The sequence below is a fragment of the Halomonas icarae genome, from assembly GCF_009901955.1.
Classification (GTDB): domain Bacteria; phylum Pseudomonadota; class Gammaproteobacteria; order Pseudomonadales; family Halomonadaceae; genus Halomonas; species Halomonas icarae.
On the sequence record NZ_WUTS01000001.1, the window covers coordinates 2983672 to 3004028 of the forward strand.

The following is a 20357-nucleotide window of genomic DNA, read 5'->3' on the forward strand; positions in this document are numbered from 1 at the left end:
GGGCCGGGGTCTCTGTCCTGCGCTTGGCAGACTCTCGCTTAGAAGCGGTAAGTCAGCTGGGCGCCGAAGCCATGGGCCTCGTTCTTGTAGTCAGCTGCGTAAGTGGTGCCCCCAACCGGTACACCGCCGGTTGCTGGACTTGCCAGGTGGTCTGTGCGGTTCTGTTCGATGCGAGTGGCCTGCTCGGTGAGGTAGGAGTACGCAAAGTCGATCGTGAGAGAGTCGGTCGGCGTCCAACCGGCGCCAAGCGAGAAGATTCGGCGATCATCGGAGGGAATACGCACGCTGCGATGCCGGTCGTTGCTCGGGGTCTCATCCAAGGTCAGGCCGGCACGCAGCACCCACTGCGGGTTCAGCTGATACTGCCCACCCACTGCGAAGGCCCAGGCGTTGCTGTAGTTCTGTGTCTCATCGGTGATGACCGGAATGGCATCACCGATGACGCGGATCTCCTGGAACTTGCTCCAGCGTGACCAGGAGGCACCGAACATCAGCTTGAGCCTATCAGTCATCTGCTGGGTCACGGAGAAGTTGACGGTTTCGGGAGTAGTCAGATCGAGAGAAGCATTGTCAGACCTGACGATATTGCCCATCGGGTCGATGGCCTTGAAATCCCCCTCAAGCTCATATTCGACTTCGGAGCGATACGTCAGCCCAAGGGTCGTCTCCGGCACCGGCCGATACATGACCCCCAGGTTATATCCCCAGGCCTCATCATCGCCATCGACACGTGCATCGACATCGCCCGCAGGATCATAGCTTTGAACACTAGGAATCTGGCGACGCAGCTCACCCTCCACCTGATTGTAGGTAATACCGGCGCCGACCGACCACTGGTCATTGAAGCGATAGGAGACCGTCGGCTGTGCACTGACGACCGTGACCTCGGTGTAGTTGCCGAAGTAGCGCCCCTGGAAATCATCCTCATAATCGGTCTTGGAGCCAAAGGGCGCATAAACCCCGAAGCCGAAGGCCAGCCTGTCATTGACCGGATGTGCATAGAAGGCGAAGGGCACCGCCTTGTTGCCTACCATATCGCCCTCATTACCACCGGGAATCTCACCGACCGGCACCTGAACACCATTTGGCATGCCGCCGCCAAGGATACCAGCATCAACGTTACGCGTAGCGGTAACGTTGCTGATATCGTTATTGACAACCAGATAGGTGGCACCGGCAGAGAGCTGGGCGCGATCCAGGAACGACATCCCTGCCGGGTTGCCAAAGACGATGGTGGCGTCGTTGACGTTGGAGCTGCGCCCGGCATGACCATAGCCCTGGCCGCTGACGCTCTGCTCGTTAAGCTGGAAGCCCCCGGCCTGGGCCTGGCTGGCAAATGCGGCGGCCGCCACGGCGGCGGCGAGCGTCAGGCGATTGAACTTGTTCTTCATGAGATCCATCCCTTGCGGTGCGGTTGTTGCGGTACGATTGTTACGTTGGCGCTGGTATTGCCTCTCCCCGGAGGCGGGCGCGTGCCCTCCCCTTTTCGCGTATGCCAACGCTTGTTTCAACCCCAAACGACCGTTTTAATGTCGAATACACTAATACTTTGGTCGCACAGCTGTTTGATGTTGTGAACTTTCAGTGGGTTACACAACACCTCACGGGATATGCCGCAACGACGCGCGCCCTGACTCGGGACGGCTTGACCCTTGGGTAACCCAAAGGTTTTACACTGCAGGCATGCCACTCTCGAGAGACACCGTCATGAAGGTCAGTGAACTGGCGAAGGGGGCCGGGGTTACCGCCGAGACCGTGCGCCACTATGTACGTGAAGGGCTTCTGCATCCCGAGCGCCACCCCGACAACGGTTACCAGCTATTCACCCAGGCCGACCTGGAGCGACTGCGCTTTATTCAGCGCGCCCGCACCCTGGGCTTCGGTGTGGCCGAGATACGCGAGATCCTCGACCACGCCGATCACGGCGACTCTCCCTGCCCCATGGTGCGCGACCTGCTGGCCAGTCGCCTGCCACAGATCCATGCGCGCATCGCCGAGCTTCAGGCGCTGGCCGAACGCATGGAGCAGGCACTGGAGACCTGGGCCGACATGCCCGATGGCACCCCGGACGGCCACAGCCTGTGCCGGCTGATCGAGAGCTTTCCCGAACCGCTGCGGGGCGATGCAAGGCATCGCGCCGACGAGCACGCCCCCAAGGAGGAGCCATGAACGCCACCCTCGAACGCCAGATCCCCGGCATGAGCTGCCAGGGCTGCGTCAAACGCATGCGCGAGGCGATTCAGGCCGAGGACCCGAACGCCGAGGTGGTCGGTGTGCCGGCGGAGAAGCGCCTTGACGTGGTAACCCGGCTGGATGGCCAGACACTGGACCGCGTGTTGAGCGAGGCCGGCTATCCGGCGGAGGGGGCAGCGGCATCCGGCGAAGAAGAGGCCCCTATCAGGCAAGCCGATGCTCCTGGCGGCGAGGCACCGGCCGAACCAGACGCTGGCAGCGGCGAGCGCGCCACCACTCGACGGCTCGCCATCGGCGGCATGACCTGCGCCAGCTGCGTGAAGAGCGTACAGCAGGTGCTGGAGCGCACCCCGGGCGTGGTCTCGGCCACCGTCAACTTCGGCACCCATACCGCCCAGGTACAGGGCAGCGCTACCGAGGAGGCGATGGTCCAGGCCGTGGAGTCAGTGGGCTATAGCGCCGACCCCATCCACGACCTTCGCCAGGCCGAGGAGGCCAGAGCCCAGCGCGGCCAGCGTGAGTATCGTCGCCTGCTGCGAGGCAGCGTCTGGTCACTGGCACTGGCCATCCCGCTGATGATCAGCATGTTCGTCTTCCACCCTCAGCCGGAGGGCGCAGGCCGACTCTTCTGGATGCTGATCGGCGGGCTGACGCTGGCGGTCATGGCCCTCCCCGGCCGCCACTTCTTCGTCAACGCCTGGAAGAACTTTCGACACCATCAGGCCAATATGGACACCCTGATCGCCATGGGAACCGGTACCGCCTGGGCCTACTCCATGGCGGTGGTGGCCTTCGCTCCCTGGCTGCCGGAGATGGCCCGCGGCATCTATTTCGAGGCCTCCTCGATGATCATCGGCCTGGTGCTGCTGGGTAACGCCCTGGAGCTGCGCGCCCGAGGACGTACCAGCGACGCCCTGAAGCGCCTGCTCGACCTGCAGAGCCGCACCGCACGCGTGATCCGTGACGGCGAGGAGCGTGAGGTCGAGATCGATGAGGTGCGCGAAGGTGACCATATCCGCGTGCGCCCCGGCGAGCGCCTGCCGGTGGATGGCGAGGTGATCGAGGGCCAGAGCCATATCGACGAGTCGATGCTCACCGGCGAGCCCCTTCCGGTCAGCAAGGCGCAGGACGATGAGGTAAGCGCCGGTACCGTCAACGGCAAGGGTTCGCTGGTCTATCGCGCCACCCGCGTCGGCGCCGACACTCGCCTGGGACGCATCACCGAGCAGGTGGCCAGCGCCCAGAACTCGCGCCCCCCCATCGGCCAGCTGGCCGACAGAATATCGAGCATCTTCGTGCCTTCGGTGATGATCATCGCCGTGCTTACCGCCCTGGTCTGGTACAACGTCGGCCCCGAGCCGCGGATATTGCATATGCTGGTGACCGCCACCACGGTGCTGATCATCGCCTGCCCCTGCGCCCTGGGCCTGGCCACGCCGATCTCCACCATGATCGGTGTGGGCAAGGCCGCCGAGCACGGCGTACTGGTCAGAAGCGGTGACGCCCTGCAGACGGCCAGCCGCCTCACCACCCTGGTGGTGGACAAGACCGGCACCCTGACTGAAGGCAAGCCGCAGGTCACCGAGACCCATTTTTTCTCAGACGCGGGCCTCGCTGGCGACGACGCGAAGCAACTCGGCCTAGTAGCGGCCCTGGAGCGTGGTTCGGAGCACCCCCTGGCCGCGGCCCTGCTGGCCTATTCTGAGGAACGGGCCGAGGAGGCCGTTGCCGAACCCGCCGAGATCAAGAACTTCGAAAGTGTCACCGGGGGCGGGGTCAAGGCCGACACCCTAGACGGCAGGGCACTGCTGCTGGGCAATGCTCGACTGCTGGAGGAGGCCGGTATCGACCTCGGCAAGGCACGTCACAGCGCCGAGGAGCTGGAGAGGAAAGCACGCACCGTGGTCTACCTGGCGGTGGACGGCAGCCTCACGGCGCTATTCGGCATCAGCGACCCGCTACGCCACGACACCGTCGAGGCGGTCAAGCGCCTGCAGGACGACGGCCTAAAGGTGGTGATGCTGACCGGCGATAACGAGCACACCGCCCGGGCCATTGCCCGCGCCGTGGGCATCGATGAGTTCCGCGCCGGCCTGCTGCCCGAGGACAAGCACGCCGAGATCGAGCGCCTGCAGGGTGAAGGCGAGGTGGTCGGCATGGTCGGCGACGGCATCAACGACGCCCCGGCCCTGGCCCAGGCCGATGTCGGCTTCGCCATCGGCCAGGGCACCGATGTGGCCATCGAGAGCGCCGGCATCACCCTGGTACGCGGCTCGCTGCATGGCGTGGCCGCCGCCATCGAGATCAGCCGCGCGACGCTTGCCAATATCAAGCAGAACCTGGTGGGCGCCTTCGGCTACAACACCCTGGGCATCCCCATCGCCGCCGGGGTGCTCTACCCCATCACCGGCACCCTGCTGTCGCCGATGATCGCCGGGGCGGCGATGTCGCTCTCCTCGATCACCGTGGTCAGCAACGCCAACCGGCTGCGGCTGTTCAGCCCCTCCGGCGAGTCCGGGGGCGGCGAAGAGAACAGCAGCCAGCACAAGGAGGCTACGTCATGAGCTGGATCGTCAATCTGGCAGGACTCGCCCTGATCGGTCTGATCGCCTGGTGGTTCTGGGGCAGCGGCTGAGCCGCTGCCGTCTCAGCTGACCCCCATATAGCGCCCCGGCTTGTGGTTCAGCGCGATGATCAGGTTGAGCGCCACCGCCCCGAGTACCGACAGCCCCACCCGGTCGGCCGGCAGCAGCGCCAGGCCGACCAGCATGATGACCCCGTCGATCGCCAGCTGCACATAGCCGGCACGCAGCCCATAGCGATCCTGGAGATAGAGCACCAGGATATTGACCCCTCCGAGGCTGGCGCGGTGGCGAAACAGGATCAGCATGCCGATGCCGATCAGGCAGCCGCCCATCAGCGCTCCATAGAAGGGTGCCAGCGAATCGATGCTGATCCAGCGGCCGGTAAGCTCGGAAAACAGCGACACCAGCCCGATGGCGGCGAAGGTACGCAATGTGAACGACCAGCCCATGCGCTTGATGGCCAGCCAGTAGAACGGCAGATTGATCAGGAAGAACCAGACGCCGAAGGACCAGCCGGTAGCGTACTGCAGCAGGAAGGCCATGCCGGCGGTGCTGCCGGTGAGCAGCGTGGCCTGGGTGTAGAAGGCCACCCCGAGGGCCACGAACAAGGTACCGAGCAGCAGTGCCAGGGCGTCCTCATAGGGACGATGCGGGGATGAGGGGGATACCTGGGGCTCCATCGCGACTCTCTGGGTCAGGAAAGGGGACGCGACGCAGTGTATCGAAGCGCCGCCCCCGGCGCCTGCCTGGATTCGATGTCTCAGCCCTGCTCGGCGTGTTCGATCATCAGCTGCAGGTTCTCGCGACCCCGCCAGCGATTGCGGTTGAGCTTGTAGGCACAGCGCAGCCGATCACCCACGCCGAAGGCCGGCACCTCGCCAGGCGTCAGTGCCCGGAACCAGATCGCCCGATGGGTTACCGCCCCCAGTGATAGCTCCAGCATCAGGTGAGTGCCGTCGGCACCCACCGGGCGCAGGCGCTCGACGACAAACTCGCCCTGAAACAGCGGCGGATCGAACTCACGACCGAAGGGCCCTACCGCCTGCAGCTCCTCGAGGGTCGCGAGGCTCAGCTGCTCGGGGGCCAGGTCGCCATCGGTCAGGATCCTGGGATAGAGCTCGGCCTCGCCCAGCTGTTCGGCCACCGCCATTAGAAAGGCGGCCTTGAAGGCATCGAGCTGCTCGGCGGGCACGCCGACGCCGGCCGCCCCACGATGCCCTCCGAAACGCGGCAACGCCTCGGGGGCAAGCTCGAAGGTGCGCTGCAGGGCATCTCGCAGATGCAGCCCCTCGATGGAGCGCCCCGAACCGGTCAGCATGCCGGGGGCGGCCGCCGGCGTGAGCACCAGCGCCGGGCGGCCGTAGGCCTGCACCAGCCTGGAGGCGACGATGCCCTGCACCCCCGCATGCCCATCCTCCAGAAAGACCACGACGGCCGGTTCATTGGCACTCAGCGCCGGCATCGCCAGCGCTCGCGCCTCCTCGGCCATGTCGGCCTCGATCGCCTTGCGAGACTGGTTGTCCTGATCCAGCGTGTCCAAGTGCCGCGCCGCCGAGACATCATCCGCCGCCAGCATGAAGTGCAACGCGGCATAAGGGTCATCGAGGCGCGAACGAGCGTTGATCCGCGGCCCCATCTGGAACCCCAGGGTCTCGGCGTCGAAGGGCACGCTATCGGCGCCCAGCCGCTGCGCCATGGCTCGCCAGCAGGCCGCCTCCATGCGGTTGATCAACGCCAGACCGTGGGTTACCACCGCGCGGTTGGCGGGGCTGCCCCCCAGGGAGACACAGTCCGCCACGGTGCCCAGCGCCACATAGGAGAGCCAGGGCGAGAGCTTGGGCGTCGCCTGGGCCAGCACACCCCACTCGATCAACACGCTGCGGGTCAGCGACATGACCAGCCAGGCCACCATGCAGCCGGCGATGGTCGGGTCGGGGTAGTCGCAGTCGTCGCGAGTCGGGTTGACCACGGCACGCGCCGAGGGCGGTGGCCCCTCCACCGGCAGCGCGTGGTGGTCGCTGACCACCACCTCGATGCCCTGGGCCGCCAAGCGTGCGATACGCGGCTCGTCGCTGCTGCCACAGTCGGCGGTAATCACCAGGCTGGGCCGCGGCTTGAGGGCCAGGGCTCGCTCCACCAGCGGCAGACTGATGCCGTAGCCGTCATGGATACGATGACCAATCAGGCTGTGCAGCTTCGCCTCCGGCACGCCGAACAGCTCGTGCAGGGTGCGCCGAATCACCACATGGGAGGTGATGCCGTCGACATCGTAGTCGGTCAGGATGCCGATATGCTCGCCGTCGACCACCGCCTGAGCGATGCGCTCGGCGGCACGCCGGCCATCGGCCAGCTTCTCGGGGTGGGCCAAATGTCGCAGGCTGGGCGAGACCAGCGGATCAAGCTCCCCCCGATAGCCCGGCAGACGCCCGGCCAGCACCCGAGCCTGAAGCTCGCTGAGCCCTTCTCGCTGGGCGCGAGCATAGAGCGCGGCATCCCGGGGCCGCGGCAGGATGCGCGGCCTCAGGCGCTCGTTCAGATCGTTGGGGTCGCGTATGGCGTTCAAGCCAGGCTCCTGCGGGTTATCGCGGACGGTTGAGTAGAGGTAACAGCTCGCTCGGGGCTGATCCGGCGAAAGGCCTGTTCGGGGGCGCTGTGAATACCTCCCTGTACGCTACTTTTTCCTTCCCTGGAAAAAGACCCCCTCCAGACCTGTCCCCGGCGCCCCTCGCTACTTACGCTTCCGACTTCCGGCTTCCGACCTCAGCGGCGATTCTCGGCGACGAACCGTTGCACCGCAGAAAGCTCCGCCGGCAACACCGTGTAGCGCTCCTCACGCTCCAGCAGGTCGTCCATATGCGGCGGCAGCGGTACCCCCGGGAAACCGGCCTTGACCACCGCCTCGGCGAACTTGGCCGGGTGCGCGGTGGCCAGGGTGATCATCGGTACGCTCTCGTCACCCCGTTCGCGCTCGGCGGCGCGGTAGCCGGTGGCGGTGTGCGGGTCGAGGATCTCCTGGGTGCGATGGTGCGCCTCGCGGATCACCTCCAGAATGGTGCTGTCATCGACGCTGTGGCTGGCGAAGCGCTCACGCAGGCGCGATAGCGGTGCCTCGGCCAGGGCCGTGGGCTCGGCCTGGAAGCGCTCAAGCAGGGCATCCACGGCCTTGCCGTCGCGATCATACGCCTCGAACAGCAGGCGTTCGAAGTTCGAGGAGACCACGATATCCATGGAGGGCGCGAGCGTGGCCACCAGCTCCTTCTTCGAGAAGTCGTTGGCGGCCAGGGTGCGGTGCAGGATGTCGTTGGCGTTGGTAGCAATCACGAAGCGCTCGACCGGCAGGCCCATGCGATAGGCCATGTAGCCGGCGAAGACATTGCCGAAGTTGGCCGATGGCACACAGAAGCTCACCTTGCGCTGGGGCGCTCCCAGGGCCACGGCGGAGGCCACGTAGTAGACGATCTGGGCCATGATGCGCGCCCAGTTGATGGAGTTTACCGCCACCAGCCGGGTACCGTTCAGGAAGTCCTGATCGGCGAAGCTCGCCTTGACCATCGCCTGGGCGTCGTCGAAGTTGCCCTCGATGGCGACGTTGAAGACGTTGTCCGCCAGCACCGTGGTCATCTGGCGACGCTGCACCTCCGACACCCGATTGTGCGGATGGAGGATAAAGATATCGAGGTTGTCGCAGTGGCGGCAGCCCTCGATGGCCGCCGAGCCGGTATCGCCAGAGGTCGCCCCCATGATCACCGCCCGCTCGCCACGCTTCTTGAGAAAGTGGTCGAGGATGCGACCCAGCAGCTGCAGGGCGACATCCTTGAAGGCCAGGGTCGGACCGTGGAACAGCTCGAGCAGAAAGTGGTTGGCGTCAAGCTGATTGAGCGGCACCACGGCATCGTGACTGAAGGTGGCATACGCCTCCTTCACGATCCCGCGGAAGGTCTCGTCATCGATCTCGCCGTTGACGAAGGGCTTCATCACCCGGAAGGCGATCTCGGCATAGGAGAGACCGGCCATGGCCGCCAGCTCATCCTGCGAGAGCTCGGGCACATGCTCGGGCACGTAGAGGCCACCATCACTGGCCATGCCGGTAAGCACGACCTCCTCGAAGGAGAGTGCGGGCGCCTGCCCGCGGGTACTGATATAGCGCATGGGTTATTCCTGCTCGTCCAGGGATTCGACGCGAATCCGGGTCACCGGTCCGGCGACATCGGACATGGACTCGATCTGGCGAATCGCCTCGTTCATGCTCTTCTCGGGGGTGCGGTGAGTCAGCAGAATGATCGGCACCAGTTCACCCTCGGTGGCCTCCTTCTGGATCAGCGCCTCGATGGAGATGCCCTGCTCGGAAAGAATGGTTGCCACCCGGGCCAGTACGCCGGGGCGATCCACCGCCAGCAGCCGCAGGTAGTAGGCGGTGGTGATCTCCTCCATGGGCATGATCGGCAGCTGACTGACGTCCTCGCTGATGCCGCTGAAGGCCAGGTAGGGCACCCGGTAGTGGTGATCGGTGGCGATATCACGGGCCACATCGAGCAGATCGGCCACCACCGCGGAGGCGGTGGGCTCGGCCCCGGCGCCGGCGCCGTAGTAGAGGGTCGGCCCCACGGCATCGCCCATCACGGCGATGGCATTCTTGACGCCATGCACGTTGGCCAGCAGGCGCTCCTTGGGGATCAGCGTGGGGTGCACACGCAGCTCCAGGCCCTGCTCGGTCCGCTTGGAGATCCCCAGGTGCTTGATCACGTAGCCCAGGTTGTCGGCCTGCTCCACATCCTCGGCGGTGACCCGGGAGATGCCCTCGGTATAGGCCTTCTCGAACTGCAGCGGCACCCCATAGGCGATGGAGGCGAGGATGGTCAGCTTGTGCGCGGCGTCGATGCCCTCGACATCGAAGGTCGGATCGGCTTCCGCATAGCCGAGCGCCTGGGCCTCGGCGAGAACATCCTCGAAGGCCCGCCCATCGTCGCGCATATGGGTCAGGATATAGTTGCCGGTACCGTTGATGATCCCCGCCACCCACTCGATGCGATTGGCGCCAAGCCCCTCACGCAGCGACTTGATCACCGGGATGCCGCCGGCCACCGCGGCCTCGAAGGCCACGATCACGCCCTTCTCGTGAGCGGCCGCGAAGATCTCGTTGCCATGCACCGCGATCAGCGCCTTGTTGGCGGTGACCACGTGCTTGCCATTCTCGATGGCGGCAAGCACCAGCTCACGCGCCACGTCATAGCCACCGATCAGCTCCACCACCACGTCGACGTTGGGGTTGCTGGCCACCTCGAAGATATCGGCGGTCGTGTCGATGCCGGTGAGGTCACACTCGGGGTTGGGGGTGCGATAGGCGACCTGCTCGATGACAATCGGTCGCCCGGCCCGCCGGGTAATATCGTCGGCGTTGCGAGTCAGCACGTTGAAGGTTCCGCCACCGACGGTCCCCAGCCCACAGATTCCTACTCTCACCGGTTTCAATGTATTACTCCTGCTCGTGTGTCCGAGTTCGTTATATAGCGTGTCGTGTCCAGATGGCTCGGCGGCCCGCCACCGGGGCGGGCCAGGGCGCTCGGCCACCAGCGCCTGGCCTGCAGGCGTGCGGACAGAGCGGGATGCCCTACTCGTCGAGCCCCAGCATAGCGGCCAGGCGCTCGGCGGGCACATAGCCCGGTACCAGGCGGCCGTCAGGCAGCACAATGGCCGGCGTCCCCTGAACGCCAAGCTCGAGTCCCAGATGATACTGTGACTCGACCGGATTGTCGCAGTCCGCGGCGGTCGAAAGCGAATCCCCCCGCTTGGCGGCACTCATCGCCTCGGCGGGGTTGTCGGCACACCACACCTGCTGCATGGTACGCGCGCCCTGGCCGCTCATGCCGCTACGCGGGAAGGCCAGGTAGTGCACATCGATACCCAGCTCGTTGAGCCGCGGCACCTCTTCGTGAAGCTGCTGGCAGTAGGGGCAGGTGGTATCGGTGAACACCATCACACTGGCGCGGCTCTGGGCTCCGCGGAAGATCACCCGTTTGGATTCCGGTACCTGGCTCAGACGCTCGGCACGCTCGGCGTTGCGACTCTGCTCGCTCAGGTTGACCAGCCCCTGCTCGCCATTGCGGTAGAGGTCGCCCACCAGAAAGTGCTCGCCTTGCGCGTCGCTGTAGAAGCGCTCGCCGGTCTCCAGGCGCACCTCGAAGAGCCCCTCCATCGGCGCCTCGCGAACGCTGCGCACCGGCATCGCCTGGCCGCTGACCGAAAGCCGCTCGGCAAGACGCTCGGCCTCACCCTGCTGGGCCAAGGTTTGCGTCGAGAGCAGCATGGCAATAGGCGCGGCGGACAGCCCGATAAGAAGGAGCCGGGAAAGGGTCGTCATGATTCATCCTCGTGGGTGATGATCGGCATGCAGGCGCTCCAGACGCGCCTGGGCCACATGGGTATAGATCTGGGTAGTGGAAAGGTCACTATGACCTAGCAGCAACTGTACGACACGCAGATTGGCACCATGATTCAACAAGTGGGTGGCGAATGCATGGCGCAGGGTATGGGGCGACAGCGAGCGCTCGATGCCGGCCACCCTGGCGTGATGCTTGATCCGGTACCAGAAGGCCTGTCGGGTCAGCGGGCGGTCGTCACGCCCCGGAAAGAGCGCAGGCCGCATGACATCATGCATCAAGGCACCACGCGCGGTGCGCAGATAGCGCGTGACCCAGTGAACGGCTTCCTCGCCCAGAGGCACCAGGCGGTCCTTGTCACCCTTGCCGCGCACCCTGACCACTCCCTGGCGCAGATTCACGGCATCGGTGGTCAGTCCCACCAGCTCTGAGACGCGTAGTCCCGTGCCATAAAGCACCTCCAGCATGGTGCGGTCACGAAGCCCCAGATCCGTCGTCACATCCGGTGCCGCAATCAACCGCTCCACCTCGGCCTCCTCCAGGGTCTCGGGCAGGCTGGGTTGCACCCGGGGCAACCTGACCTCGGCCAGCGGGTCACGCTCGATACGCCCCGTCTCCAGCGCCCAACGATAGAAGCGACGCAGACTGGAGAGCAGGCGCGCATTGCTGCGCAGCCGATAGCCGGCCGCACGCCGCGCGTCGAGCCAGGCCGGCAGGCTCCTGGCATCTGGCGAGAGCAACCCCTCGCCAAGCTCGGCGAGATGCGCCGCCCAGGCGGTCAGGTCGCGGCGGTAGGCAGCCAGCGTATGCTCGCTGACCCCCTGCTCCAGCCACAGGGCATCGAGAAAGGTATCGATCACGGCTGTCTCGTCGACCCTACTCATGAGGTTCTCCGGCTGGCATGTTGCACCCAAAAGGAAACCCCGCCCCGCGAGAGCGGTGACGGGGTTTGTCGATCGAGCCGGGGCAGTGCCCCGACCCGAGGGCTCGGAGGCCTTGGCCTCAGGCCAGCTTTTCCTTGATGCGTGCAGACTTGCCGCTGCGCTCACGGAGGTAGTAGAGCTTGGCCTTGCGCACGTCACCGCGACGCTTGACGCTGATGGAGTCGACCAGCGGGCTGTAGGTCTGGAAGGTACGCTCGACACCCACACCGTGAGAGATCTTGCGCACGGTGAAGGCGGAGTTCAGGCCGCGGTTACGCTTGCCGATCACCACGCCTTCGAAGGCCTGGAGACGCTCACGGCTGCCTTCCTTGACCTTGACCTGGACGATAATGGTGTCGCCGGGGGCAAAGGTCGGGATCTCCTTGCTCATCTGCTCGGCTTCGAGCGCCTGGATCACCTTGTTCTTGCTGCTCATGACAATGACTCCTTGATAACGTTGACTCATCGATCGCCTGGGTTGCCGATGAATCGTGATCCCGGCGCTCGAATGCTCTCGAGAGCGCGGGAGATAATGGGTGACGCGGGGCAGTGAGTTCGATCGCTCAGCGCTCCCGCACCTCCGCCTGCCCTATCTGGCGGGCAAAGCGTGCTCCTCGAGGAACTCCTGCAACAGCTTGCGTTGCTCCTTGTTCAACTCCCTGCCCTCGAGCAGGTCGGGACGTCGCTGCCAGGTACGCCCAAGAGACTGCTTCAGCCGCCAGCGCCGAATGGCACCGTGATTGCCGCTGAGCAGGACTTCCGGCACCCGACGCCCGTCGATCACCTCGGGGCGAGTGTAGTGCGGGCAGTCCAGCAGTCCTTCGTTGAAGGAGTCCTCGACCGCGGAATCCTGATGACCCAGCACTCCGGGCACCAGCCTTGCCGCGGCATCGATCAGTACCATGGCCGGCAGCTCGCCGCCGCTCAACACATAATCACCGATCGACCACTCTTCATCGATGTCGCTCTCCACCACGCGCTCATCGATGCCTTCGTAACGCCCCGCCACCACGACCAGTGGCGGCCCGGCCGCCAGCTCCCGAGCCCCGGCCTGATCGAGCCGTCGCCCCTGGGGCGACAGATAGACCACCCTGGGACGCTGCCCGGTGGCCTGCTCGGCCCTGGCTTTGGCCGCATGAATCGCCGCGCGCAGGGTATCGACCTTCATCAACATCCCTGGCCCGCCGCCATAGGGGCGGTCGTCCACGGTGCGATGTCTGTCGGTGGCAAAGTCGCGAGGATTCCAGACCTCCAGCGCCACATGCCCCTTCTCGACTGCTCGACCGGTAACGCCGTAGCGCGTGATCGCCTCGAACATCTCCGGAAACAGCGAGACGACCCCGACCCACATATCGGCCACCCGTTCGGGTGCCGGAGAGTCAGCCGTCATCGAATCGGATTCCTTCAAAACTCGGGATCCCAGTCGACGTGCATCACGCCATCTTCGAGATCCACCTCGAGGATCACCTCTTCGGGCAGGAACGGCAGCAGTCGCTCGCGGGCATCAATGGCGTCCGTCTCGAGACTTCCCTTCACGACCATGACATCATTGGCGCCGGTCTCGAAGAGATGGTCGATACGGCCCAGCACGCTGCCATCACGGGTCACGACCCGCAGGCCTTCCAGCTCGTGCCAGTAGAAATCGTCGCCGCTGAGCTCGGGCAGTTCTGCCTTGGGCAGCACGATCTCTGCGCCGGCCAGCGCTTCGGCGGCCTCGCGGGAGTCGCAGCCTTCGAGCTGGGCCACCAGACCCTTGCCGTGGCGGCGCCCCTGCACCAGTCGACAACGCTTCAGCGTATCGCCCTGACGCACCACCCACTCGGGGTAGTCGAGGATGCCCTCCATGGGGCTGGTGTACGAATACACCTTGAGCCAGCCCTTAACGCCATAGGGGCTGGTCAACTTTCCCAGCACCACATGATCGTCGGCGGGCTGAGCCTTTGCAGATTCGCTCATCGACGACCTCGGAACCGAGACAATCATCGCATCAGACCTCAGGCCTGCTTGCGAGCTTCCTTGACCAGCTCGGCAACACGGCCGGAGAGCTGGGCACCCTGGCTCTGCCAGTGGGTGACACGGTCGAGATCGACACGCAGACGCTCTTCCTGACCACGGGCAACCGGGTTGAAGAAGCCGAGACGCTCGATGAAACGGCCATCACGGGCGTTGCGGGAATCGGTAACGGTCAGGTGGTAGAAGGGACGCTTCTTGGCGCCACCACGAGCCAGACGAATGGTAACCATGGCCTATTAAGTCCTTCGGTTGATTGGGATTCGTTCACGACGATGACCGCGACACTCGCGGTCCTGTCAGTCAAGACGCAGCATTCTACGGAAAACAGTCCCGCTTGGGAACCTTTTTCGGGCTTATCGCCAGGGCTTGCCACCGGGGCCGCCCATTCCCCCCATGCCACCCATGCCACCCATGCCGCCGGGGCCAGCGCCGCCCATCATGCCGGACATGCCACGCATCATGTTCTGCATGCCACCCTTCTTGCCCGCCTTCTTCATCATCTTCTGCATCTGCTTGTGCTGCTTGAGCAGACGATTCAGATCGGGCACCTGCAGGCCGGCACCGGCGGCGATGCGCCGCTTGCGCGAGCCGTTGATGATCTCGGGCTTGCGACGCTCCTGGGGCGTCATGGAGTTGATCAGCGCCTCGAGCTTGCCCATCTCCTTCTCGGGGCCGGGCCCCTGAGCCATCTCGGCCATCTGCCCCATGCCGGGCAACTTGCCCAGCAGACCGCCCATACCGCCCATCTTCTTGAGCTGCTGGAGCTGGTCGCGGAAGTCCTCGAGATCGAAGCCCTGGCCCTTCTTGACCTTCTTGGCCAGTTTCTCGGCCTTGCCCTTGTCGACGCTGCGCTCGGCCTCCTCGATCAGCGACAATACGTCGCCCATACCGAGGATGCGCGACGCCACGCGATCCGGATGGAAGGGCTCGAGGGCGTCGACCTTCTCGCCAACGCCCATGAACTTGATCGGCTTGCCGGTGATATGACGCACCGAGAGCGCCGCACCACCACGCGCATCGCCGTCGGCCTTGGTCAGGATCACCCCGGTCAGCGGCAGCGCCTCATGGAAGGCCTTGGCGGTATTGGCGGCATCCTGGCCGGTCATGGCGTCGACGACGAACAGCGTCTCCTGAGGCGAGACCGCCTTATGCAACGCCTGGATCTCGGCCATCATCGCCTCATCGATGGCAAGGCGACCGGCGGTATCCACCAGCACCACATCGTGGAACTGGATCTTGGCATGCTTGATCGCCGCCTCGGCGATAGCGACAGGCTGCTGGTCGGAGCGCGACGGGAAGAAGTCGACCTCGACCTCCTTCGCCAGGGTCTCGAGCTGGTCGATGGCCGCCGGGCGGTAAACGTCGGCAGAGACCACCAGCACCTTCTTCTTCTCGCGCTCGCGCAGATAGCGCGCCAGCTTGGCCACCGAGGTGGTCTTGCCCGCGCCCTGCAGGCCGGCCATCAGCACCACCGCCGGCGAGCCCTTGAGGGTCAGCCCCTCGTTGACCTCGCCCATGGTCGCTTCCAGCTCCTGCTGGACGATCTTGACGAACTGCTGACCGGGCGAGAGGCTCTTGGAAACTTCCTGACCCACGGCGCGTTCGCGCACGCGGTCGATAAAGTCCTTGACCACCGGCAGGGCGACATCCGCCTCGAGCAGCGCACGGCGCACCTCGCGCAGGGTGTCCTTTACATTGTCCTCGGTCAGGCGAGCCTGACCCTTGATCGATTTGAGCGTCTGCGACAGGCGCTCGCTGAGATTCTGAAACATTGGCCTCTCCACGTGTGCGATGGCCTGAAGGTTGGGGGCGATTATACGCGCTGTGGCCGCGAGTCTCCATGCACCACGTCCTGACCCAGACTCCAAGGCCTGTGCGCCAGCCGGGTGATTGGGTATAGTAACCGCACTGATGCCACCCTTATGCTGACCACTTTCACAAGCGCACGGATCGCAACCCATGCAGGCGCTCGCCCTGGCCGTAATGGCCTCTCTCTTCTATCTCGCCGCCGCCTCCTGGCAGGGACTGACTCTGGTTCGCCGGGTAGCGCCACAGCCGATGCTGGTACGCGGCCTGTCGCTGCTTGGCCTGCTCTGCCACCTGCCACTGGTCGTCAGCCTGTTCGGTCATGATGCTCAGGTACTGCCGGGGCTCTACACCAGCATGATCCTGATCAGTGCCATGGCGGTGGCGGTACTGCTGGGTGTCAGCCTGTTCAAGCCGGTACTGGGTGCCGCCGTCGGCGTACTGCCGATGGCAGGCCTTGCGCTGTTGCTGGCTGCCACGGTACCGGCACCACCCCCGGCCGAGGCACTCTCTCCCGGTGTCGCCCTCCATGCCATCAGCTCCCTGTTGGGATTCGCGGTGCTGGCCATCGCCGCCGTGCAGGCCATCCTGCTGGGTCTGCAGAACCGCGCCCTGCGCCACCACCACATCCGCGGAATTGTCCAGGCTCTGCCCCCGCTCACCTCCATGGAGCGGTTGTTGTTTGAGTTGATCTGGGCAGGCATGGCACTGCTGACCCTGGCGATCCTCAGCGGCTTCGTGTTCCTCGACAACATGTTTGCCCAGCACCTGGCTCACAAGACGATCCTCTCGTTGGCTGCCTGGGTAATCTTCGCCATCCTGCTGTTCAGCCACCACCGCCTGGGCTGGCGCGGCATGCGTGCCGTGCGTTGGACCCTTGGCGGCTGCGCCGTTCTGGTAGCGGCTTACTTTGGTAGCCTCTTCGTTCTGGAAGTGCTGCTCAACCGCGGCTGAGCGGCCCTTCTGATACCTTGACACCGCGCGCCCACCTCCCGTCAAATCGAGCCTGACCCGCGACCGAGGACTCTTCGACTTGAGCGACGACTTCCCATTGGGATTGCTGTTCGGCCTGCTGTTCCTGCTTGTCTGCCTGTCTGCCTTCTTCTCGAGCTCCGAGACCGGCATGATGTCGATCAACCGCTACCGCCTCAGCCACCGGGTCAGCAGTGGGGAGGCACGGGCCCAACGTGTCGCCAGACTACTGGCTCGCCCCGACCGGCTGATCGGCGTGATCCTGATCGGCAACAACTTCGTCAACAACCTGGCGGCCTCCATCGCCACCATCATCGCCATTCATTTTCTTGGCGACGTTACCGGCCCGGCCGTCGCCACCGCCGCATTGACCATCACCATCCTGATTTTCGCCGAGGTCACCCCCAAGACTTATGCAGCGGTGAAGCCGGAGCGCATCGCCTTCCCTGCTTCGCTGGTGCTCGAGCCACTGCTCAAGCTGCTCTACCCGCTGGTGTGGCTGGTCAATGTGATCTCCAATGGTCTGCTGCGGCTGATCGGCGTGCGCAGCATCGATGGGGATGGCGACAATCTGACCCGCGATGAACTGCGCACCGTGGTTCACGAGGCGGGCACCCTTATCCCTCACCGCCACCAGGCGATGCTGCTCTCCATCCTCGATCTCGAGAACGTCACCGTGAACGACATCATGGTGCCGCGCCACGAGGTGATCGGCATCAACCTGGACGATGATCTCGACGAGATCCTCACCCAGATCCGCACCAGCCAGCACACCCGGCTGCCGGTCTACAAGGGCGACATCAACAACATCATCGGCCTGCTGCACCTGCGCAATGCGGCACGCTTCCTATCCCGCGGCGAAGTGACCAAGGCCGCCATCGTCCAGGAGGCTCGTGAGCCCTACTTCATCCCCGAGTCCAATCCGCTGCACACCCAGCTGCTCCACTTTCAGCAGCAGAAGCGGCGTATCGGCATCGTGGTGGACGAGTATGGCGATGTGGAGGGCCTGGTGACCCTGGAGGATATCCTCGAGGAGATCGTCGGCGAGTTCACCACCGGGGTAGCAGGCATGCAGGAGGATATCCGGCACCAGGAGGACGGCAGCGTGGTGATAGAGGGCACCGCCAATATCCGCGACATCAACAAGTCGCTGGGCTGGCAACTGCCTACCGACGGCCCCAAGACGCTCAATGGCCTGATCCTCGAACACCTTGAGGGATTTCCGGAGGGCCCGACCTCGCTACAGGTGGGCGACGTGCGCATGGAGATCCAGGCGGTGCGTGACAACCTGATCACCGCGGCACGCTGCTGGCTGGCCCCGCGGTGAGCGCGACGCCAGGCACATGCCTCTAGCGACTCTGGGTCTGGTGTTCGACCGCCGGCTGGATCGAGGCATCCCCAACGCACTTGAGCTCCCGAACTCTGGCCTCCAGCTGGCAACGAGTCGCCGCCCCGGGAGAGAGCGGCTCGCCGAGCTGCAGCACCACTCGGGCGCGGAAACGTCGCGGTCGCTGACTCAGCGCACGACCGTGGCAGTGAGAGGTCCATGAGCCCCAGAGCCCGGAGAGGCTCGCCGGAATCACCGGCACCGGGTCACGGGCGAGGATCAGCTCCAGGCCACGACGAAACTCCTGCACCTCGCCATCCATTGTCAGACGCCCCTCCGGAAACAGCATCACCACCTCGCCATCGCGCAGCGCCCGACTCACCTCCTCCATCGCCCGGCGCAGAGTGCCTGGATCGCTGCGCTCCGACTCAACGGGAATCGCCCCCACCAGCCGGAACAGCCAGTTGAGCCAGGGTGAATCATAGATCGGCTTGTCCATCAGAAAGCGCAGTGGTCGCGGGCTCGCGCCACCCAGCACCAGGGCATCCATGAAACTGACGTGGTTGCACACCACCAGGGCCGCCCCACGCTCGGGAAGGTGCTCGAGCCCCGTCAGGCGCAGCCGATAGAGCAGGCGAACCAGCAGATAGACCAGCAGGCGTACCGCCGGGCGCGGCGCCCGAATGATCCGCCAGACGAGACACAGCGCCACACAGGCGATCAGGAACCAGCTAAACGCTGTCACGACGACACCTATCTGGCCCTCAGGCCGGCGAGGATGGTGTCGAGCAGCTGGTCGAGCAGCTCCCCCACTTCCAACTGCTGGCCCTGCCAGTAGCCCAGCCGCTCGTTAAGGCCCAGCTGTACCAGGCCATGCACGCTGCCCCAGAGGGTGCGCCCCAGCCGGCGCGCCTCGAGATCATCCAGGGCCGGCTGGTACTCCTTGAGAGTGGCTTCGACACGCAGGAAGAGCGCCTCGATCATCTCGTTCTGGCGCTGGTCCAGCTCTCCCTCCTGGGCCAGCGGGAAGTCGAACAGCAGCTGCCAGCGATACGCTTCGCGCTGGGCAAACTGCCAGTAGGCACGCGCCAGGGCGCGCAACCGCTCCTCCGGTGCTGCCTGGCCGGCCAGCGGCTCGACCACCTCGCGCAGATGCCCAAGGGTTTCGATGTTGACGTGCTGCAGGAGGTTGTGAAAGCTGCCATAAAGCTTGAGCAGGGTACTGGGCGCGCACCCCACCTCGCGAGCCAGCGCACGCAGTGACAGGCCGTGTACCGAGTTGCCCTGCAACCAGGCATCACAGGCCGCCATTACCTGGGCATGAAGCGCCTCGGGGGCATGTTGTCTGGGACGAGCCATCGAGTTCCTCGCGTGCCGAAGCAGGCAGTTGCGTGAAGGTCCCCAAGGATAGCGCACATCGAACACTGTTTTCGATAGCCATGTTACCCTGACACTCCCCAGACTCGGAGATTCCATGGCCGGCCGACTGCATATCGCCCCGATCGACATCAGCCAGCTCGTGCCCGACCTGGTGATGGAGACGCCCCTCTTGACCGGTGCCAACCTGGCCCCCCGACGCATGCTCTCGGGCATTCGCCTGGACGCGGGCCGGCCGCGCCTGGAACAACTGTTCTGGGGGCTGACGCCGCCCTGGCTGGAGGTGCTGGACCACGCGCCCCATTGCGCCCGCGCCGAATCCCTGGCGTCGCGCCGCATGTTCCGCGAGGCCTTTCACGCCAGGCGCTGTCTGATCCCGGCCACCGGCGTCTATGTATGGAAGCCCCAGCCACGCTTCAAGCAGCCCTTCCTGGTCACACGAGTGGACCGCGGCCCGCTGCTGCTGGCCGCGCTCTGGTGTCGCTTCCACACCAGCCTGGCCGAGCACACCGACTCCATGGCGCTGATCACCGTGCCGACCAACGGCCTGCTGGCGCCACTCAGCGATCGCCTCCCGGCGGCAATACCACCTGCCGAGGCACGGCGCTGGCTCGATCCGCAGACACCAAGCGAGGCGGCCCAGGCCATGCTGGCACCGGCGCCCAGGGAACTGTTGGGCGCTTTTCCGGTATCAAGACGTGTGAATAATCCGGCGAACCAGGACGCGGCCTGCGCCCACCCGGTCGGCCCCATGCTGCGCCACGAGGCCTGAGCCGGCATCCCT

Annotated in this window: 19 protein-coding genes; 5 read left to right on the forward strand and 14 right to left on the reverse strand. The window is 65.1% G+C overall.

Features of this window, described 5'->3' with window-relative positions; translation table 11 throughout:
- Positions 1–38: 38 nt before the first annotated feature.
- The gene (locus tag GRB80_RS13620; protein ID WP_161423930.1) at positions 39–1391 is read right to left on the reverse strand and encodes an OmpP1/FadL family transporter; all 1353 of its coding nucleotides are present in this window, start codon (positions 1389–1391) and stop codon (positions 39–41) included.
- Between the two features lie 316 nt (positions 1392–1707).
- Between GRB80_RS13620 and GRB80_RS13625 the strand changes: the two genes are divergently transcribed.
- Together GRB80_RS13625 and GRB80_RS13630 are read left to right on the forward strand one after the other, a co-directional pair.
- Positions 1708–2169 carry a MerR family transcriptional regulator gene (locus tag GRB80_RS13625; RefSeq protein ID WP_161423931.1) on the forward strand — a complete coding sequence of 154 codons (462 nt, stop codon included), beginning with the start codon at positions 1708–1710 and terminating at the stop codon, positions 2167–2169.
- Positions 2166–4757, forward strand: a complete 2592-nt coding sequence (locus GRB80_RS13630; RefSeq protein ID WP_161423932.1) for a heavy metal translocating P-type ATPase — start codon at positions 2166–2168, stop codon at positions 4755–4757. The genes GRB80_RS13625 and GRB80_RS13630 overlap by 4 nt, the downstream gene beginning before the upstream one ends.
- Positions 4758–4840: 83 nt before the next feature.
- On the opposite strand, the gene GRB80_RS13635 is transcribed toward GRB80_RS13630, so the two are convergent.
- From GRB80_RS13635 to ffh, 11 genes are all read right to left on the reverse strand, one after another.
- Positions 4841–5458: a YitT family protein gene (locus GRB80_RS13635; RefSeq protein ID WP_132044522.1), complete on the reverse strand. Its 618-nt coding sequence runs from the start codon at positions 5456–5458 to the stop codon at positions 4841–4843.
- Between the two features lie 80 nt (positions 5459–5538).
- Entirely contained in the window at positions 5539–7332 is a 1794-nt protein-coding gene (locus tag GRB80_RS13640; protein ID WP_374708601.1) for a single-stranded-DNA-specific exonuclease RecJ, read from the reverse strand.
- 206 nt (positions 7333–7538) lie between these two features.
- Positions 7539–8927, reverse strand: coding sequence for a threonine synthase (thrC, locus tag GRB80_RS13645; protein ID WP_161423934.1), 1389 nt, complete (start codon positions 8925–8927; stop codon positions 7539–7541).
- Between the two features lie 3 nt (positions 8928–8930).
- Positions 8931–10247: a homoserine dehydrogenase gene (locus GRB80_RS13650; protein ID WP_161423935.1), complete on the reverse strand. Its 1317-nt coding sequence runs from the start codon at positions 10245–10247 to the stop codon at positions 8931–8933.
- A gap of 139 nt (positions 10248–10386) precedes the next feature.
- On the reverse strand, positions 10387–11136 hold the full coding sequence (locus GRB80_RS13655; RefSeq protein ID WP_161423936.1) for a DsbC family protein: 750 nt from the start codon (positions 11134–11136) through the stop codon (positions 10387–10389).
- 3 nt (positions 11137–11139) lie between these two features.
- Entirely contained in the window at positions 11140–12039 is a 900-nt protein-coding gene (gene xerD / locus GRB80_RS13660) for a site-specific tyrosine recombinase XerD (protein ID WP_161423937.1), read from the reverse strand.
- Between the two features lie 118 nt (positions 12040–12157).
- Entirely contained in the window at positions 12158–12514 is a 357-nt protein-coding gene (rplS, locus tag GRB80_RS13665; protein WP_132044532.1) for a 50S ribosomal protein L19, read from the reverse strand.
- A gap of 153 nt (positions 12515–12667) precedes the next feature.
- On the reverse strand, positions 12668–13429 hold the full coding sequence (gene trmD / locus GRB80_RS13670; protein WP_161424355.1) for a tRNA (guanosine(37)-N1)-methyltransferase TrmD: 762 nt from the start codon (positions 13427–13429) through the stop codon (positions 12668–12670).
- 53 nt (positions 13430–13482) lie between these two features.
- Positions 13483–14034, reverse strand: coding sequence for a ribosome maturation factor RimM (gene rimM, locus GRB80_RS13675; RefSeq protein ID WP_161423938.1), 552 nt, complete (start codon positions 14032–14034; stop codon positions 13483–13485).
- A 38-nt stretch (positions 14035–14072) separates the two neighbouring features.
- Positions 14073–14321, reverse strand: a complete 249-nt coding sequence (gene rpsP, locus GRB80_RS13680) for a 30S ribosomal protein S16 (protein ID WP_132044536.1) — start codon at positions 14319–14321, stop codon at positions 14073–14075.
- A gap of 123 nt (positions 14322–14444) precedes the next feature.
- The gene (ffh, locus tag GRB80_RS13685; protein WP_161423939.1) at positions 14445–15863 is read right to left on the reverse strand and encodes a signal recognition particle protein; all 1419 of its coding nucleotides are present in this window, start codon (positions 15861–15863) and stop codon (positions 14445–14447) included.
- 187 nt (positions 15864–16050) lie between these two features.
- Here ffh and GRB80_RS13690 point away from each other — a divergent pair, with 187 nt between their 5' ends.
- Both GRB80_RS13690 and GRB80_RS13695 read left to right on the forward strand, forming a co-directional pair.
- A complete protein-coding gene (locus GRB80_RS13690; RefSeq protein ID WP_132044540.1) occupies positions 16051–16851 on the forward strand; it encodes a cytochrome C assembly family protein in 801 nt (266 codons plus the stop codon).
- A 79-nt stretch (positions 16852–16930) separates the two neighbouring features.
- Positions 16931–18196, forward strand: coding sequence for an HlyC/CorC family transporter (locus GRB80_RS13695; RefSeq protein ID WP_132044541.1), 1266 nt, complete (start codon positions 16931–16933; stop codon positions 18194–18196).
- A gap of 22 nt (positions 18197–18218) precedes the next feature.
- Here the strand turns inward: GRB80_RS13695 and GRB80_RS13700 are convergent, their stop codons facing one another.
- Together GRB80_RS13700 and GRB80_RS13705 are read right to left on the reverse strand one after the other, a co-directional pair.
- Positions 18219–18941 (reverse strand): 1-acyl-sn-glycerol-3-phosphate acyltransferase, encoded by a 723-nt coding sequence (locus GRB80_RS13700; RefSeq protein WP_309663440.1) that lies wholly within the window; start codon positions 18939–18941, stop codon positions 18219–18221.
- 8 nt (positions 18942–18949) lie between these two features.
- Positions 18950–19555 carry a TetR/AcrR family transcriptional regulator gene (locus tag GRB80_RS13705; RefSeq protein ID WP_132044542.1) on the reverse strand — a complete coding sequence of 202 codons (606 nt, stop codon included), beginning with the start codon at positions 19553–19555 and terminating at the stop codon, positions 18950–18952.
- Between the two features lie 115 nt (positions 19556–19670).
- Between GRB80_RS13705 and GRB80_RS13710 the strand changes: the two genes are divergently transcribed.
- Positions 19671–20345 (forward strand): SOS response-associated peptidase, encoded by a 675-nt coding sequence (locus GRB80_RS13710; protein ID WP_161423940.1) that lies wholly within the window; start codon positions 19671–19673, stop codon positions 20343–20345.
- Positions 20346–20357 lie beyond the last annotated feature (12 nt).